Origin of the sequence: Staphylococcus sp. LKG4-2, assembly GCF_050955665.1 — a bacterium.
Lineage (GTDB): Bacteria > Bacillota > Bacilli > Staphylococcales > Staphylococcaceae > Staphylococcus > Staphylococcus saprophyticus.
This window is the reverse complement of record NZ_CP194532.1, coordinates 626,472-644,580: the sequence shown is the minus strand read 5'-3', so window position 1 is coordinate 644,580 and position 18,109 is coordinate 626,472. Positions and strand designations below refer to the sequence as shown.

15 protein-coding genes and 2 pseudogenes are annotated in these 18,109 nt (G+C 34.0%); 7 read left to right on the top strand and 10 right to left on the bottom strand.

The features are described from left to right. Positions 1 to 52 precede the first annotated feature (52 nt). Entirely contained in the window at positions 53 to 1,852 is a 1,800-nt protein-coding gene (locus tag ACM6UH_RS02955) for a cation:proton antiporter (protein ID WP_047504572.1), read from the bottom strand. 323 nt (positions 1,853 to 2,175) lie between these two features. Here ACM6UH_RS02955 and ACM6UH_RS02950 point away from each other — a divergent pair, with 323 nt between their 5' ends. Together ACM6UH_RS02950 and ACM6UH_RS02945 are read left to right on the top strand one after the other, a co-directional pair. Then, positions 2,176 to 3,225: a YkvI family membrane protein gene (locus tag ACM6UH_RS02950; RefSeq protein WP_011302370.1), complete on the top strand. Its 1,050-nt coding sequence runs from the start codon at positions 2,176 to 2,178 to the stop codon at positions 3,223 to 3,225. Positions 3,226 to 3,544: 319 nt separating this feature from the next. Beyond that, on the top strand, positions 3,545 to 4,960 hold the full coding sequence (locus tag ACM6UH_RS02945) for an anion permease (protein WP_047504574.1): 1,416 nt from the start codon (positions 3,545 to 3,547) through the stop codon (positions 4,958 to 4,960). A gap of 90 nt (positions 4,961 to 5,050) precedes the next feature. On the opposite strand, the gene ACM6UH_RS02940 is transcribed toward ACM6UH_RS02945, so the two are convergent. The 5 genes from ACM6UH_RS02940 to ACM6UH_RS02920 all read right to left on the bottom strand — a co-directional run bounded on the left by ACM6UH_RS02940 (position 5,051) and on the right by ACM6UH_RS02920 (position 8,811). Next, complete coding sequence (locus ACM6UH_RS02940) at positions 5,051 to 5,605, bottom strand: cysteine hydrolase family protein (protein WP_011302368.1); 555 nt, start codon at positions 5,603 to 5,605, stop codon at positions 5,051 to 5,053. Positions 5,606 to 5,733: 128 nt separating this feature from the next. After that, positions 5,734 to 6,336, bottom strand: coding sequence for a methylhydroquinone degradation carboxylesterase MhqD (gene mhqD / locus ACM6UH_RS02935; protein WP_011302367.1), 603 nt, complete (start codon positions 6,334 to 6,336; stop codon positions 5,734 to 5,736). Between the two features lie 30 nt (positions 6,337 to 6,366). Further along, positions 6,367 to 7,272 (bottom strand): VOC family protein, encoded by a 906-nt coding sequence (locus ACM6UH_RS02930; RefSeq protein ID WP_011302366.1) that lies wholly within the window; start codon positions 7,270 to 7,272, stop codon positions 6,367 to 6,369. A gap of 81 nt (positions 7,273 to 7,353) precedes the next feature. Further along, positions 7,354 to 8,310, bottom strand: a complete 957-nt coding sequence (mhqE, locus tag ACM6UH_RS02925) for a ring-cleaving dioxygenase MhqE (protein ID WP_047504577.1) — start codon at positions 8,308 to 8,310, stop codon at positions 7,354 to 7,356. Positions 8,311 to 8,379: 69 nt separating this feature from the next. Continuing rightward, positions 8,380 to 8,811 carry a MarR family winged helix-turn-helix transcriptional regulator gene (locus ACM6UH_RS02920; RefSeq protein ID WP_011302364.1) on the bottom strand — a complete coding sequence of 144 codons (432 nt, stop codon included), beginning with the start codon at positions 8,809 to 8,811 and terminating at the stop codon, positions 8,380 to 8,382. A 240-nt stretch (positions 8,812 to 9,051) separates the two neighbouring features. On the opposite strand from ACM6UH_RS02920, the pseudogene aldA reads away from it, so the two are divergent. Then, positions 9,052 to 10,476: pseudogene (aldA, locus tag ACM6UH_RS02915) on the top strand (aldehyde dehydrogenase). Between the two features lie 152 nt (positions 10,477 to 10,628). Here aldA and ACM6UH_RS02910 read toward each other — a convergent pair. Beyond that, positions 10,629 to 11,624: a metal ABC transporter solute-binding protein, Zn/Mn family gene (locus ACM6UH_RS02910; protein WP_011302362.1), complete on the bottom strand. Its 996-nt coding sequence runs from the start codon at positions 11,622 to 11,624 to the stop codon at positions 10,629 to 10,631. A 174-nt stretch (positions 11,625 to 11,798) separates the two neighbouring features. On the opposite strand from ACM6UH_RS02910, the gene ACM6UH_RS02905 reads away from it, so the two are divergent. Next, a complete protein-coding gene (locus tag ACM6UH_RS02905; RefSeq protein WP_172439371.1) occupies positions 11,799 to 12,080 on the top strand; it encodes a GNAT family N-acetyltransferase in 282 nt (93 codons plus the stop codon). Between the two features lie 97 nt (positions 12,081 to 12,177). Here the strand turns inward: ACM6UH_RS02905 and ACM6UH_RS02900 are convergent, their stop codons facing one another. From ACM6UH_RS02900 to ACM6UH_RS02890, 3 genes are all read right to left on the bottom strand, one after another. Continuing rightward, the gene (locus tag ACM6UH_RS02900; RefSeq protein ID WP_041079312.1) at positions 12,178 to 13,941 is read right to left on the bottom strand and encodes an ABC transporter ATP-binding protein; all 1,764 of its coding nucleotides are present in this window, start codon (positions 13,939 to 13,941) and stop codon (positions 12,178 to 12,180) included. Continuing rightward, entirely contained in the window at positions 13,934 to 15,715 is a 1,782-nt protein-coding gene (locus ACM6UH_RS02895; protein WP_047504580.1) for an ABC transporter ATP-binding protein, read from the bottom strand. Before ACM6UH_RS02895 ends, ACM6UH_RS02900 begins: the two co-directional genes overlap by 8 nt. Before the next feature lie 234 nt (positions 15,716 to 15,949). After that, positions 15,950 to 16,495: a tubby C-terminal domain-like protein gene (locus ACM6UH_RS02890; protein ID WP_048787491.1), complete on the bottom strand. Its 546-nt coding sequence runs from the start codon at positions 16,493 to 16,495 to the stop codon at positions 15,950 to 15,952. A gap of 187 nt (positions 16,496 to 16,682) precedes the next feature. Here ACM6UH_RS02890 and ACM6UH_RS02885 point away from each other — a divergent pair, with 187 nt between their 5' ends. From ACM6UH_RS02885 to ACM6UH_RS02875, 3 genes and pseudogenes are all read left to right on the top strand, one after another. Continuing rightward, entirely contained in the window at positions 16,683 to 17,492 is an 810-nt protein-coding gene (locus ACM6UH_RS02885) for a VOC family protein (RefSeq protein WP_047504584.1), read from the top strand. Between the two features lie 190 nt (positions 17,493 to 17,682). Continuing rightward, a complete protein-coding gene (locus ACM6UH_RS02880) occupies positions 17,683 to 17,946 on the top strand; it encodes a CAT RNA binding domain-containing protein (RefSeq protein ID WP_011302357.1) in 264 nt (87 codons plus the stop codon). 5 nt (positions 17,947 to 17,951) lie between these two features. After that, positions 17,952 to 18,104: pseudogene (locus tag ACM6UH_RS02875) on the top strand (PRD domain-containing protein); the annotation flags it as partial. Positions 18,105 to 18,109 lie beyond the last annotated feature (5 nt).

Here is an 18,109-nt window from a genome sequence, read left to right as displayed (position 1 = left end):
CATAAAAAACCCCGTTCACACATGATTTTCAATCTGTATGGACGGGGATTTTTTATATATTCGAATGTAAATAAGCATCTTTTAAATAGCCAATCACACCTTCTTCTGAATTTGTAATATTTTGATTATCACGTTTAAATGTGACTTCGTTATTATCATCAATATGATAGAGGACCATGTCATAAGCCGTTAAATTATCCTTACTCGAAACTGGCATTTCTAAAATATTATGTTCGACGATATAGCGATTAAACCAATGCGACGTAAAATCAGAATCAAATAGTATGTGATTTCTAATTGGTCCATCTAAGTTACTTCGCGCATGTTCATCACTAAAAGAAACTGGCATCATGTTGACATTTTTCAAACCAAACTCAGGCACTAATTCATTAAACGCCAAACTATTGAACACAAAAGATTGAGTCATTAATAAGCATTTATTGTAACGTGTCATATCTGCATATATACGATCATTACTAGATAATAAATTGCCTTCAAATACTTCAAAATCTAATTCCTGTGCTCGTTTTGATGTGTTATTAAATAAATTAAAAGTCATAACTGGAATGTGATGTTCCCTCAATTTCGCACCTAAATGAAATGAAAATTCACTTTCTCCAACAATAATGACGCCCGGTGGTTCCGTACTTGAAAGGTGCATCATTTTGCTTAACGGTAGAAAACTAAAGCCATAAATGACCACAGTTATAAATACTAATCCAAATGTAACAGGCGTGATGTATTCTGCCATGGGTGTTCCTTTTTCTACAAATAAGCCTCCAAAGAACTGTGCAACAGTAAGTACGACAATACCTCGTGGTGCCATCATTGAAACCATAGCTCTTTCCCGTTTAGAAATCTCAGTATTCATCGTAGATAACAATATAGAAATAGGTCTGACTAATATAATCATGACTGCACAGAATATAAATAGTTTCCACGATATAATACTTTCTAACACATTTAAAGTTAACGAAGACGTAATTAATATAAAGACGGTAGAAACCATAATAGAAGATGCATTTTCAATAAAATGATCTGATTCTTTAAAGATCAAATCATGACGCTTCATACGTGCCATCATTAACCCAAATATGGTTACCGCAAGTAGCCCTGATTCATGCAATATTTCATCACATATTGCAAAAATAAGTAAAATAAAAACCAATTGGATGGGTGGCATTAAATTTTGTGGAATGAGATCTCTTTTAATGAGCATCATAAATAAATAAGAAGCACCAAAACCTATAACAATGGCAATAACAAAACGTAAAGCAAAACTTAAAATAATTTGAATCTCAAAACCTTGCTCTACGATTTGAAAAACATAAAATGCACCTAACGCTAACATTGGTCCAATAGGATCAAGAATAATACTTTCCCACCTTAAGATGGAATCTACACTTTTCCTAACTTTTGCTTGTTTTAATAATGGCTGAATCACGGTAGGACCCGTAATTAAAAATAAACCACCTAATACAAGTGATATCGTTACTGAGAAACCTAATACAAAATGTAAAGCCATGGATCCTAAAATCCAAGCAATCACTGCCCCCACAGTAATGATTCTTATAACTGCTTTAGAGATACCTTTTAACTCACGAAAATCTAAGTTACTGCTACCTTCAAACAAGATGATTGCAACTGCCAACGAAACGAGTGGGCTAAACACCTCTTGACCCAGACTTTCTTGAGGGTTAATCAATCCAAAAATAGGGCCCACAAGCAACCCTACAATAGCCATAACAACGATGGATGGCCATTTTATTTTATCGGCGAACCATTGGCTAAAAATACCCAACGCTAAAAAGATAACAATGAGTAATGTTAGTGGTAAGTTTAATAAAGTCACTTTGTTCCCTCTCTCTTATACAGATTAAATTTCGTTATCTTCCAAATCACTTTAAACATTTATCACATAATAAATAAACATACTATCAAATTTTTAAATTTAACGCATCCAAAGAACCTTCATCATTTACCCACTTTGATAAACCATTAATCTAAATACGTTTATGTGCGCACTTTTAAGTTCTCTCTAAAAATACAATTGTTCTTATCAAAAATACTTTTTCTTTTCAATTTATTTTATTTTAAGCTAAAATAATAAATTGTGAGTATATATATATGAATGACATTTATATTATCTACACCATTGAAAGGATTTATATGACTATGACAAGTTTAAAAGAAATTATTATTGTGGCATTTGCTTTTGTTGGTGTGGTTGTAGGCGCTGGATTTGCTACAGGTCAAGAAATATTCCAATTCTTTACCAGTAATGGCAATTACAGTATCTGGGGCGTGATTATAACGGGTTGTATTGTCACTCTAGGTGGCATTTTTGTACTCCAAACTGGCTATAAATTAAATGCACATAATCACACTGGACCTATAAAGTATTATTTACCCAAGCGTATTGCCACTTTATTTGATATCATCTTAACTTTATTTCTACTTGCACTCGCTATGATTATGACGGCAGGTGGGGTTTCAACGATTCATGAAAGTTTTAATATACCATATGCATTGAGTTCTGTACTTTTAATTTCAATTATTTTAATAACATTATTCTTAAAATTTGAACGCCTCATCGCAATTCTAGGTATGGTCACACCTTTTTTAGTTATTATCGTTACTATTATTGCTATGTATTATTTAATGACCGGTTCACTCAGCTTTAGTGATCCCAATCAATACGCGAATACCGGGACTCGTTCTGATCAATGGTGGTGGTTCGATGCAATTAACTATGGGAGCTTACAAATTGCAGCAGCGTTCAGCTTTTTATCTGTAATGGGAGGTCGTTTAAAATTTAAATCTTCCTCTGTTTACGGAGGCATGATAGGTGGCTTAATCATTACTTTCCTATTGCTTATGTTAAACTTAGGCATGGTATCGCAATTCTCTCACATAAAAGATGTCGCACTGCCATCACTATTATTAGCAAAAGAAATTTCTCCTATGATTGGTTTATTTATGTCTATCGTTATGATATTAGTTATTTATAATACTGTCGTGGGTCTTATGTATGCATTTGCTTCTAGATTTACAAGACCTTATAGCAAACATTATTATATTATGATTATTTGTATGGCAGTCCTTACCTTTGCTACGACCTTCATTGGGTTTATTGATTTAATAGGAAAAGTATTTCCTGTTATGGGGATCTTTGGTTTTATATTATTATTTCCAATTTTGATAAAAGGTATTTCACGTAAATAACGCCCATTTAAAAATGCTAAACTATTGCTTATTACAATAAAATATCTCTGTAAATGGCAACATCATTAACTTATACGCTATAAGTTAATGATGTTGCCATTATTTTTCTAAAAGCTAGCTTTACATAAGGTTTTGACAGAACTATAATTATTATGAAAAATCTTATAATAAATTAATAGGATATGATGTTAAATTTAGTGTGGTAAGCGCTCTAGTTGCCTATTCTACGCTAGTTTGCTTAAATACGATTTTAATATCATATACTTGTACTATATTTAGTTTTTTATCAAATAAAAGGACAAGAAAGGTGCATCATAATATGAATAGTGACATCCACTACAGAAAATTTATCTTTCCCATATTGATTGGTATCATTATCTGGCTACTTACCCCAATTAGACCAGAAGGCTTAGATGTTGGCGCATGGCATATGTTTGCAATTTTTGTAGCAACAATTATTGGTTGTATTACACAACCTCTTCCAATAGGCGCCGTTGCAATGATTGGTTTTACACTCGCGGTATTAACGCAAACCGTTAAGATAGACACTGCAGTTTCTGGATTTGGAAATAGTAGTATTTGGCTTATAGCAATGGCATTTTTTATTTCAAGAGGATTTGTAAAAACAGGTCTAGGCCGACGCATCGCCTTACAATTTGTTAAATTATTCGGTAAGAAAACTTTAGGCTTGGGCTATTCATTGATTGGTGTAGATTTAATCTTAGCACCTGCCACACCAAGTAATACAGCACGTGCTGGTGGTATTATGTTTCCAATCATTAATGCACTTTCCCGTTCATTTGGATCAAAACCTGAAGATGGTACCCAACGTAAAATGGGTGGATTCCTTATCTTTACAGAATTCCACGGCAACCTTATTACAGCTGCCATGTTTCTTACTGCCATGGCAGGCAACCCTTTGGCTCAATCTTTAGCGAAACATCAAGGCGTAGATATTACCTGGATGCAATGGTTTATTGCAGCACTCATCCCTGGCATCATATCGTTAATCCTTGTGCCATTAATAATTTATAAAATGTATCCTCCAGAAATTAAAGAAACTGCTAATGCGAAATCTTGGGCTCAAAACGAGCTTAAAGATATGGGTAAAATGGCGACCAGTGAAAAATTTATGGTTAGCATCTTTCTCGTTGCACTTGCACTTTGGGTATTAGGTAGTACGTTAAATATCAATGCGACATTAACCGCTTTTATCGCACTATCCTTATTACTCATTACCGGTGTCCTTACTTGGAGTGACGTACTCAAAGAAACTGGTGCTTGGAATACATTAGTATGGTTCTCAATATTAGTAATGATGGCTAACCAACTTAATGAACTGGGCTTTATTCCTTGGCTAAGTAAGTCTATCTCAGGTAGTTTAGGAGGTCTTAGTTGGCCAATCGTGTTAGTACTATTAATCTTATTCTACTTCTATTCTCATTATTTATTTGCTAGTTCAACCGCGCATGTAAGTGCTATGTACTCAGCATTATTAGGCGTCGCTATCGCTACTGGTGCACCACCACTTTTCAGTGCGTTAATGTTAGGTTTCTTCGGTAATTTAATGGCATCTACTACACATTATAGTAGTGGTCCTGCACCTATTTTATATTCAGCAGGCTATGTTTCTCAAAATCGATGGTGGACGATGAATGCCGTACTTGCGATATTTTACTTTATTGTATGGTTAGGTATCGGCTCTTTATGGATGAAACTCATCGGCCTTATGTAACTATAAAGCCCTATGTTATGATTTCAACGACATGATTAATGCTATAGTCATGTAAATGTTTGAAATATACATAGGGCCTTTATTTTTATTTTAACTGTTACACCATGCTTCTACTGTTGTCACATCTGCATAACGCGTTAATATTTTATTGATTAAAAATTGATGTTTTTCTACATCTTGATCGGCCATTGCATCTGATAATAGCGTTAGCTTATAATCTTTGTCTGCCGCTTCAACTGCTGTAGATAATACTACACCGCTCGTACTCACACCTGTAAGTACAAGATGATCAACTTGCAAACCGCGTAATAACACCTCTAAATTACTACCAGTAAACGCACTTAATCGATGCTTCGTTACAAGGGGTTCCTTTGCTTGGCGATTCAATGCTTCAACAATTTGAGTTGATTCATCTTGTTTATTCATAGGCACGCCTTTTGCTTTCATTTGCGAAAACATTTTATTATTTGGTGAAACTTCCATATATTCACCTGTAAACGCAACACGTACAAAAATGACTGCCACACTATTACGACGCGCGTGTTCAATTGCTTTTTGATTATTAGCTATTACATTTTCTTTTTGCTGCAAACCATTTACAATACCATTTTGCATATCCATCACTATCAACGCTTGATGATTCATTATGATCGCCACCTTTTCTATTATCCATATATTATAGTCTAGATTGACTTCATTTTCTAAAATTGAAATCGCCACAAGCCATCTACACTTTGTATCATGTATAACAAATGGTGACTTATATTGGGAAATTATTTAAAAATATTGTTTAATAAGTCTCGACCCGCTACCACACCTGCTTGAGTCAGTTCGTGACTATTCACCCAAACTTGCGTGACATTTGCACCACGGTTTTCGAATAAATCAATGACATTTTGACTATCTTTGCTTGTAACAATTGGGTCATGTTCACCCATTGAAAGTAATACATGCATACCACTTAAATCTTTATCATTCGCATCATTCACCGGATAAAGTGGTGCATATAACAGTGCTGTTTGAAATGAAATGTCCTGATGTAAAATCATGCTGATTGCAATATTAGAACCGTTTGAAAAACCTACAGGAATTGCTAGCGATAAATCAAAACCATAGCGTTCAGCAGCTTCTTTTAAAAATGCAATGAGTCTATCTGTTCGAAAGTTTAAATCCTCTATATCGTATTGTCCTTCACCGTGACGTTTGAAGAAACGGTTCATTCCATTCTCAGATACTTCACCTCTTATACTTAACACATTATACTTAGGGTTAAGTAGCTGACTTAATGGTAATAAATCACTTTCATCTCCACCTGTCCCGTGTAGTAAAATCAATGTAGGTGCATTTGCTTCACCTTCTCTAAAAATATGTTCCATATCAAGTGTGCCTCCTCTTATATCTATTTTCTATATACGAATAGGTGGTAGCAATTGAAGTATCGTTTCTCTTCTGTCTTCAAATTGAGGTGGTAATACTAAATGCGTACCTAATGTTTCAAATCGTTCATCCACTGTAAAACCAGGGCCTTCTGTCGCAAATTCAAAGATAATGCCACCCTGCTCTTTCATATAAATAGCTTTGAAATAGTTGCGATCTTTAACGTCAGTCACATGATAACCTTTACCAGTCATTTTAACTAACCATTCTCGTTGTACTTTATCAGTTGGAACTGACCAAGCAATGTGATGAACAACACCAACACCCCAACGAACATTCATTTGAGCGCTTTCTTTTTTGATAATCACATGATGTTGCCAATGGCCTTTTGTTTCAACATGTACCACATTGTCATCTTCGTTCACTTTATGAAGACCCATATCGTTTACTAGTGTATTCAACGTTGCCTTAGGATGACTAGATAATAAAGTCACCCCATGAAATCCAATGATACTCTGTGCGTCAGTTTGGTCGTTATCGTCATCTGCTTCAACTAATGCTAAAGGTAAGTCATGTGTATCGTTAAATTCTAATGTTTCACGATCAAACAATCTAGTTTCTACTACTTCAATTTGATGTGCTTGTAAATGTGCTTTCCAAATATCCCTTGAGTTTTTAGGTATTCTAAAAGCAATGCGTTCGACTTGCCCATTTCCTTTACGACCTTTATGTGCATTTGGCCAATTGAAAAACGTTAAAATCGTACCATTTTCAATATTTCCATTTGAGAAGTAAAGATGATAAGTGGATGGATCATCATAATTAACCGTTTTTTTAATTAACTTTAGATTTAATACATCTCTGTAAAATCGAATATTTTCTTCTGGATTACCTACAATTGCTGAAATATGATGAATATGTTGAATTGCTTCCATAAAATTACCTCCTTAAATATTTGAATTTAAATTTCCCTTTATATCTTATGCTATGGTGGTTTACTCTAACCAAAAGTCCTTTTATCTGCTTGTATCAAACGGACGTATTTCTGATTCAATATAGGCTCTTTGTGGTTCTAGAAATGGTGGTAAAGCTAGACTTTCACCCAATGTTTCATAAGGCTCATCACCCATAAATCCAGGTCCATCTGTAGAAACTTCAATTAATATATGTCCTATTCGTGCATATAACGCTTCAAAATAAAATCGATCTACTAAACCAGAATTACCGATACCTAATGTTTGATATTTTTCTAACCATTGTACGATTGCTGCATGATCTTTTAGTCTAAATGATACATGATGCACCTCACCATAACCTTGTCTTGCTTCAGGTCCATCTGTATCTTTCCTTAAGATAACTTGCCCCCCATTACCCCCTTCACCGACTTCTAAAATGGCTACTCCGTCTTCTTTAGTTAAGACTGTCATGCCAAATACATCTTCAAGTATTTTCATAAAATCCTCAAAATAACTCACGGTAATTTCGATAGGACCTAGACCATAGATTGCTTTATCCATTGGTACTGGACCATTTTTCCATGGTTTACCTGGTGCCACACCTTTATTATGCTCATCAGACACCAGTTGGTAACTTTGACCATCTACCTCTTCAAACGGTAATACCTTTGTACCAAGGAGTGATTGTATACCCTCATGTTTAATATTAAATTCGTCAAATCGTTGCTCATAATATTCCAACGCTTCATCGTTAGGCACTCTAAATGAAGGACGTGTAATTGAATTTGTACCTGCTGACCCTTTAGGAATATTAGGAAAATCAAAGAATGTCATATCCGTTCCAGGTGAGCCTTCGTCATCCGCAAAAAATGTATGATACGTATAAATATCATCTTGATTTACTGTTTTCTTAACGAGTCTCATACCTAATACTTCTGTGAAAAATTGATAGTTTCTTTCCGCATCATCTGTCATTGCTGTGACATGATGAATACCTAATAATTGGTTATTTGTCATAATAAACGCCTATCCCTTATAATTATCTCGATTTCGAAGTAATTTTTGATAAAAATTTTAAGTGCCCTTTTATTCAATCGGTTGAGCACTTAATTTTTTTAAAGTTGTTTGTAATACCGTTATTTCTTCATCTGTTAGTACTGAAAAAGTAGATTCTAATGTTGATGCATGATCTGGGAATATTTCATCCATCATACTACGTCCCTTATCGGTTAAAGATGCATTCGTCACACGCTTATCTTTCTCATTGCGTTGTCTAACTACACAGCCTTTTTCTTCTAATTTATCTACGACATACGTAATGCTACTACTTGCTATTAATACACGATTACCGATGCGTTGAATGGGTTGGTCACCTTTATTGTAAAGCAACTCCATTACAGCAAATTCTGTTACATTTAATCCATAACGTTGCACATCTGTTTTAACGATTTTCATTAGATGATCTAAGGTTCTATTTAAACCAACAAATGTATTTAAAGATATTTGTGTACGATCCACTTTTTTCACCTACTCCCTAAATTTATTTCGAATTCGAGATGAATTATAATGCGCTATTCACTTTCTGTCAACATATAAGTATAAAAAATATATCACCCACTATAAATTTAGCATTAGTCCGTTTTAAGCACTTTCAGTAAGACATATAAAATAATATATTGAATGTACGTTTCAATGAAAATCAAGCGTTCGGTTTTTCATCATTACTTAAGTGGTATGTATATATTGTGAGGTGCACAATTGAATCAATTATTTATAAACAATGAATTTATAGCAAGTAAATCTACTGACACAATGGATGTTATCAACCCTGCAACAGGAGAAAAAATAGATACGATTACATTTGCAACGGAAGCCGAAGTCAATGATGCTGTAGAAAAATCCAAACAAGCTCAATTATAATGGGAAAAAACACCAGAGCCTACACGCGCTGATCATGTTAAATTGCTCATTCCATTATTAGAACAAAACAAAGATACATTAGCTGAACTTTATGTTAAAGAGCAAGGTAAAACCTTAGCTTCAGCAAAAGGTGAAATTGATAAAGCTATTCAATTCATTGACTATATGACTGGATTGAGTATGAATAATAAAGGAGAAGTTTTACAAAATAGTCGTGAAAATGAAACCATTTTACTAACGAAAAAACCGATTGGTGTAACTGCAGGCATTGTACCTTGGAATGCGCCAATTATGGTCTTGATGAGAAAAGTGATTCCTGCTGTTATTACTGGTTGCTCTGTTGTCATTAAACCAAGTGAAGCAACTTCTTTAATTACATTAAAAATCGCAGAATTACTACGTGCCTCAACGATACCTGCTGGCCTAGTACAAATATTACCAGGTACAGGCGAAACTGTAGGAACGCAACTAGCACAACATCCTGATATCCAACTCATTTCATTAACCGGTAGTATGCGCGCTGGTAAGTCTGTCTATGCTGAAAGTGCCTCTACAGTCAAAAAAGTGAACTTAGAGCTTGGAGGTAACGCGCCAGTTATCGTTACATCAAATGCTGACTTAGATAAAGCCGTTAATTATATTGTTACAGCAAGAATAAATAATGCTGGTCAAGTTTGCACTTGTCCTGAGCGTATTTTTGTCCACCAAGATATTCACGATACATTTATCGACAAATTGAAAGCTCAAATGGAACAATTAACAGTCGGCGATCCATTTGATGAATCTACAGATTATGGTGCCATTATTAATCAACAACAACTTGACAGTATAGATGACAAAGTACAAAATGCTGTAAAAAATGGTGCTCAATTAATCACTGGTGGTCATAAAATTAAGCGTTCTGGTTTCTTTTATGCTCCTACTATTTTAGATCATATCAATCTCGAAGACAGTGCGTTCAAAGAAGAAATATTCGGTCCTGTTTTACCAATTGTGACATATTCTGAATTTGAACATGCGCTTAACCAAGCCAATGATACGAATGCAGGCTTATCATCATATATCTTTTCTGAAAACTTAAAAGAAATTATGTTAGCTACTGAAAAACTTAAATTTGGTGAAGTTTATGCCAATTGTGAAGCCGAAGAAGTCGTTAATTATTTTCATGCTGGTTGGAGAGAATCTGGCTTAGGTGGCGCTGATGGTATTCATGGCTTAGAAGAGTATTATAATACAACTGTTTCTTATATTAGATATGATTAACTAACTTAGACCATGTCTTTTGTTAATACCGACTATTATTTTTATAATATAAGTTCATTAGATTGATACTGACGGAAAAGTGCTCAAAATAAAAAAGGTGCACATAGCTTATTTATGACAGTTCATAAATGGTTATGCGCACCTTTTTCTAATTAATGATTTAATGCTTTATCCAATGATTTAATATTTTCTTTCATAAGTGATTGATAGGTTATATCTTTATCATTCATTTCTTTTTTAGATAGTGTAGCCATATTGTGAAAGCTAAGCGGTGTTGTGTTAGATTCTTTCTGAATAACATCTGTTACTTTAGAAGAGATGTTTTGTTCATAAAGCACATACGGTTGTTTTGTATCATCAATGCGCTTAACAATAGCCATTAAATCCCTTTGACTAGGTTCTTCATTATTCATACCACTGACACCTTCTTGCTTAAATCCATAACGATTGGCTAAATAACCAATAGAATCATGCGAAATCACTACTGTATCTCGTTTAGGATTTGAAGTAATATCTTTCATTTCATGATTAATATCATCCAAATCAGCAATAAGTTGTTTATAACGTTTTTCATAATATGCTTTATGGCGTGAATCTTTTTTCACTAAGTCATCCTTAATCGCTTTCACCATCTTTTTGTTTAGAACTGGGTCTAGCCAAATATGTGGATCTTTGCTACCCTCTTCGTGATCATGCCCTTCATGTTCATCGTGTTCTTCATGCGCTTCGTGTCCTTCGTGCTCATGGTCATGTTCATGTTCATGATTTGATAATAAATCAGCTTGCTTTAAATTCGCTGCTACAGGTAATTTTAGATGCTCATTATTGATTGAGCCCGCAATTTTTTTAGCGACAGGATCCATATCTTGATTAGAATAAATAAATAAATCGCTCTTAGCAATATTCACCATTTCTTTTTGTGTTGGCTCAAAAGAATGCATATCTGCGCCAGGCGGATAAATTGATTCAACATCTACATATTTGCCACCAATTTGCTCCGTAAAACTTTGAAAAGCAAAAGCTATTGTATATATTTTAAGTTTATTATTTGTACTGACGTCTTTTTTCTCACTTTTATTGATGTTACCACACGCACTTAATGTAATCATCATTACACATGTCAGCATGATTATTATACTTTTCTTCAAAAAACGCCCCTCCAAATCGAAATTATTTCGTTAAAACTATAAACTTATTTTTGCAATATTTCAATGCTTTTAACTCAATCTATTACATTTCTTCTCATTTCATTCAATCACAAATTGTTTAATAGTCGCTAAAATGTGATATTTAATAACTATAGACAAAAATTAAGGAGCGATATTATGGCTGAAATTAAACAAGGTACAAACAAATTTTACATTGGTGATGACGAAAATAATCCACAAGCTCAAATTACTTTTAACCAACAAAATGATAATCAAATCGATATTGACCACACTGGTGTACCAGAAGAAATGGGTGGCCAAGGTATTGGTTCTCAGTTAGTTAAAGCTGTTGTTGATTACGCACGTGACAATAATTTAAAAGTATCTGCTACATGTCCATTTGCTAAAAGCGTTATTGAAAAACATGATGAATATCAAGATGTGTATGTCGGTTAATCAAACATTGGACCTATTAATATAGGCATAGGACATCGAGTTTCACACTCGTCATCCTATGCCTATACTTATATTTAAATTAATTATGATAACAGTTTTATCCATTCTGTAATAAATACATATTATGATAAATACCTTTTTGTGCTATCAATTGTGCATGCGTACCACGTTCAACAATTTCCCCTTTATTTAATACAAATATTTGATCAGCATCTTGAATTGTAGATAATCGGTGGGCAATCGCTAATGTCGTACGGCCTTTTCTCATTTTATTCAAAGATTGTTGGATTTGTTCCTCTGTTTCTGAATCTATATTCGCTGTGGCTTCATCTAAAATTAGGATTTTAGGATTTGTTGCAATCGTTCTTGCAAAAGCAATCAACTGTCTTTCACCACTTGAAAATGCGCTACCTTTCTCAATCACTTTATGTTGATATTGATTTGGCAGTTTTTCAATAAAATGATTTGCATGAACAAACTCTGCTGCTGCTTTCACTTGTTCAAATGTCATTGACGGATGATAAAGTTTAATATTTGAAGCTATCGTGCCATAGAACATAAAGGCATCTTGTAAAACCAAGCCAATTTTTTCTTTCAATTCTGTTTTTGGTATCTTTTTAATTGAATTGCCGTCTATTTTAATATCACCGCGATTGAATTCATAGAAACGCATGAAGAGATTGATGATAGAACTTTTACCAGAACCTGTATGACCGACAAGCGCAATCATTTCTCCTGGTTTCGCGGTCAAACTAATGTTTTTTAACACGTCTGTTTCTCCGTCATAACTAAAGCTCACATTGTCGAACTCGATTTCACCGGTCTCAATAGCATTGTCATTGTTTGCTTCTTGTTGTGGTTCATACGTATCATCATCGATGAGTGCAAACACTCTACTTGCTGAAACCAGCGCTTGTTGCAGTATATTTAAATTTTGACTTACTTGATTGATAGGTTCAAAAAAACGTTCCATATATTGTACAAAAGCAAACACCACACCTGCAGTGATGCCAGTAGTAAAGCTGATTACTCCAAAGTATCCAAGAATCATTACAACCGCAAAAATTGAAATAGAACTGATTGCAGGGCGAAGTAAAAGACTATCTAATTTAACAGTTTTTAACATATATTGATAATGTTCATCATTAATCTTATTAAATTCTTTATTTAATCGGCGTTCTTGATTAAAGGCTTGGATAATTTTCATGCCTTCTATAGATTCCGCTAACTTCGAATTTAAATCAGATAACCGTTGTCTTGACTTTGAAAATAAAAAAGCAGAATACTTTCTATAACTTGCTAATATTATCATTATGATAGGTAAAAAAATGAGCGCAATTAAAGCTAATTTGACATCTAACACAAACATCATGATGTAACTTGAAATCATCATAAAGAATGCCATTATAAAGGTGGAAAAAACACCTACAATCATATCAACAATCGTTTCTGTATCATTTGTAAGTCGAGAAACAATGCTACCACCAGGTACTTTATCAAAGTATCTCATACCTAATTTACCCAGCTTATTAAATGCATCAATCCTTAATTGTTGAATTACTTTAAATGCTAAATATTGAAATAAATATTGGCTAAAGTAAAGGGTGATAGCGCCAATCAACTGTATGCTAATAAAAATAACAATCAACCATACCATTGTCTCTTTAGGAAAATGGCGTGGTGTCAAATAATCATCGATGAAAATTTTCACCATATAAGGTGTCATCATACTAGCAATCGTTGATAATATGAGCGTAATAAATGCCAAAACAATAATCCATTTATAGGGTAAGGTGTATTTAAATAACCTAATGAGTGCGCTACCTTGATCTTTTGCTGTTAGATTAGCATTTTCAGTCATTTTCACCATCCCCTTTCGTTAGACTATCCAAGTTGCGAGACAGTTGCTCTTGTAATGCTTGAGCCTGGTAAGTATCGTAATACCAACCTTTTTTACTCATCAGTGTTGCGTGATTACCACGCTCGATGATACGGCCTTCATTCATTACTATAATTAAATCGGCGTGTTTTACAGCACTCATTCTATGTGCCGTTATAATATTGGTCTTACCGCTTCTCAGACGTTCCAAATTTTCTAATATGGCTTCTTCTGTTTGTGCATCTACTGCTGATAATGAATCATCTAAAATGAGTATTTCTGGATTAACGAGTAGCGCACGTGCAATAGAAACACGTTGCTTTTGACCACCTGATAACGATACACCACGTTCTCCTACTACGGTTTGGTAATCTTTAGAAAATTGCATGATATCATCGTGAATGTGACTAAGCTTGCTAGCTTCAAATATTTTCTCATCGTCAATCGTTTCATTACTAAATGCAATATTATTACGTATGGTTGTTGAAAATAAAAAATGTTCTTGTGGCACATAACCAAATTGAGCTCTTAATGACTCAACATTGTAATCACGAATGGGATGTCCACCAAATTCAATATCTTGAGCGTGTTGTGTATCAAATTCTCGTAATAATAACCTAATTAATGCACTCTTACCTGAACCTGTACGACCAACAATACCAACTGTAGAACCTTCTTTAATTGTAAAATGAATATCATAAATACCTTGATCCTCATTACCCGGGAAATAAAACTGATTTATATTAAACCTTATATCCCCTTGAGGACGTTCATCAATGACATATGAAGTATCGATATCATTAGGTAGTTCGCCAATTTCCTCAATACGTTCATATGATGCTTTAGCTCTTTGGACAATATTAAAAAACAGGCCTAGCGCTAGTAAAGGCCATACCAGCATGCCAAGATATGTATTAAATGTGATTAACTGCCCCAAGCTGATATCATTATGAAAAACCATCTGCGCACCGAATGCGATCGATAAGAAATAACTCATACCTATGACTAAAGTAATCGTTGGATCAAAAAGTGCATCTATTTTTGATACTTTCAAATTTTTCGCAACAACATCATCACTTAAATGCTTAAAATCCGCCTGATCACTTGGTTCATAGCCAAACGTTTTGGTTACTTTGATACCTGCCACACTCTCTTGCGTCTTATCATTTAGTTTACTAAACGCAGCTTGTGCTTTTTTAAATCCTTTACTTAGTAGCGAACCATAAATGCTGGTAAGCAATACCATAAATGGAAGTGGAATCATGGCAATCAACGTTAATTTCCAACTGACTGTTGTTGCCATCGTGATGATGACTGTGCCACCAGTTATCAATGAATCTGCAATCATTAAAATACCTGCACCTGCAGCATTTTGAACAGCTCTGATATCATTCGTAGCATGTGCCATCAGATCACCTGTTCTTCTATTTTGGAAAAAGATAGCACTCATTTCTGTATATTTTTTATATAGATAGGTCCTTAATATCTTACCTAATTTTTGACTTGTTCCAAATATAGATAATCTCCATACATATCTAAGAACGTAAGTTAATATTGCAGTAATAACAAGTATGAATAAATAAATGGCTAATAATCGAGGCGTTAATCTATTAGAAGTCATCTCATCAATTGTACGACCAATGATTTGAGGCGGTACAATTTCAATTAATGCGATTAACAATAAGGTGCCTAAGCCTATGAGATAACTCATTTTTTGTTGTTTAAAAAACCAACCTAATTTCAAGAATACTTTCATCACGCCACCTCCATAAAATCATGATTTAATACCAAATCTATCAATTATTATGGACATCCATGCTTTATATCAGTCCATACAATACGTGTCTCATATTTTACCACAACTTAACATCTGTAAATAGAATGGATATATTACACACTAACTATCCACAGATTTCCATTGAATTTAAAAAATGAACTTGAGACATTTGCCATATCTCAAGTTCTAGCCTGGTATTGTGCTATTGTTAACCTAGTTTGCATTTTTACGTTGTTTTTCCTGAAATTCATAAAACACTTGGAACAATAGTATTAACATAGTCGGATGATATGTTTCCGTTTCTATATACACATCGTGCCTGGAAGCAAATTTAAATCGCTCTGATTTTGTTTGCATAATTTCTTGATTACTCTCTGTCACCTTTACACTTCTCGAAAAAAATCCTGACTGAAATTTTATTATATCTCCTTGAGTCCCTTCAAAATACATAGTTGGTTTGAGCCCCACTTTCGAACGAAATAGGCCTATGGGTTGATTATTCTTTTCAACTGTCCAAACTGTCTTAAAAGGTTTTTTAATAGCACCACTTATCGCGCCCTCTTGCAACACACCATAGGTGTCTTGGCCATCTGTAATCTCAAAGTTCTGCTTGTTATTACCTAAATATGCCATTGTTTGTTGTACAGCCGACGTATAAAACAGTTCGATGGTAAACACTACATCTTCTTTATCATTATAAATTTCTATCGCTGAGCTAGAAGCATTGAAAAAGTTTTCTTTAAAATAATAGTGTGTCATCTATAACATCCTATTCTTTTGGATTTAATACATTGCGTTATACCCATTTTACAAAAATGAATCTTTTAATGCCACCAAATATATTTCTTATACTTTCCAAGCTTTGTGTATTGACTTAGTATATTTTTTATACTAGAATTCAACTTGTAATAATTATAAATACATGTAATGAATAAGGAGCTAAATTATGACTTTCCACGATAAAAATGCAACGCAAGTAACAAATATCACATTAAACGTCTCAGATTTGAAAAATATGATTAAATTCTACACACAAATTTTAGGGTTAACTATTAAACACGAAACAAATCATGCCGTTACCTTTAATGTCGGCGCACATGGACATACGCTAACACTAAATGAAATAGAAAACGGACGTCGTCCCTCTATGAGAGAATCAGGACTATTTCACATGGCGCTCTTATTACCGACGCGTCAAGATCTCGGTAATTTCTTATATCATGCTGCAAGTACAGGTGTTCAAGTTGGCGGTGGCGATCACCTTGTCAGTGAGGCGCTCTATTTTGCAGACCCTGAAGGTAATGGGATTGAAATTTATTATGATAGACCTAAAGCAGGTTGGATTTGGAATGACAATAAAGTGAAGATGGATACGCTCGAAGTCGATGCGAATAACTTAGTTGAACAAAGAAGTGAAAATGGATGGCAAGGTATGCCAGATGATGCAAAAATTGGTCACCTACACTTAAAAGCTGCTGATATAGGTCAATCCCGTCATTATTATCTCGACGAACTCGGCTTAGACCACGTTTCTGATTTACCACAGGCTGTATTTATGTCAACTAATCATTACCACCACCACATTGCTTTTAATACTTGGCAATCTAATATGTTACGCCAAAACAATAGCCAAAGTTTAGGCTTAACACATATAGAAATATATAAACCAAATGCACAAGAAACACAATTTATTGGACCAGAAGGTTTCGAAATTTTAGTTCATAGCAATACACATCTCGTTGCTGATAAAGACTAATTGATGCTAGGAAGATGTTATGACATTGATTGCAAAAGCAGTGTTCATTCAAGTTAAATGCGCACTGCTTTTTATTGTTTTCAGAAACGATATCGGCGTTTCTTTTTGACTTATGATAAACATCTACCCTATATTAAATATATAATCATTTTTATTACTAAGTTAATAAATAAGGGATGTTATATTTATTATGAAAATTACTAAAATATTGAATAACAATGTGGTTATTTCAAAGATTAACAATGAAGAACGTATCGTCATGGGAAAAGGGATTGCCTTTGGCAAACAAAATGGTCAAGAGCTAGAAAAAGACAAAATTGATAAAGTTTTTAGACTCACAAGCGAAGAACAAGAACGTATGCTCACGTTACTTAATGAAATCGATCAAAATGTCTTATTAACGACTCAAGATATTATTATCAAAGCCAATCAGCTTTATGAAAAACCTATGTAGAATCTATTTACCTATCACTAACGGACCACATAGATTACGCTATTAAAAGAACCAGAGAAGGTCACATTATTAAAAATCCATTATTATACGAAATCAACAGACTCTATCCTAATGAATATGATTTATCAATAAACGCAGTTGAGACCATTAACCGCCGCTTTGA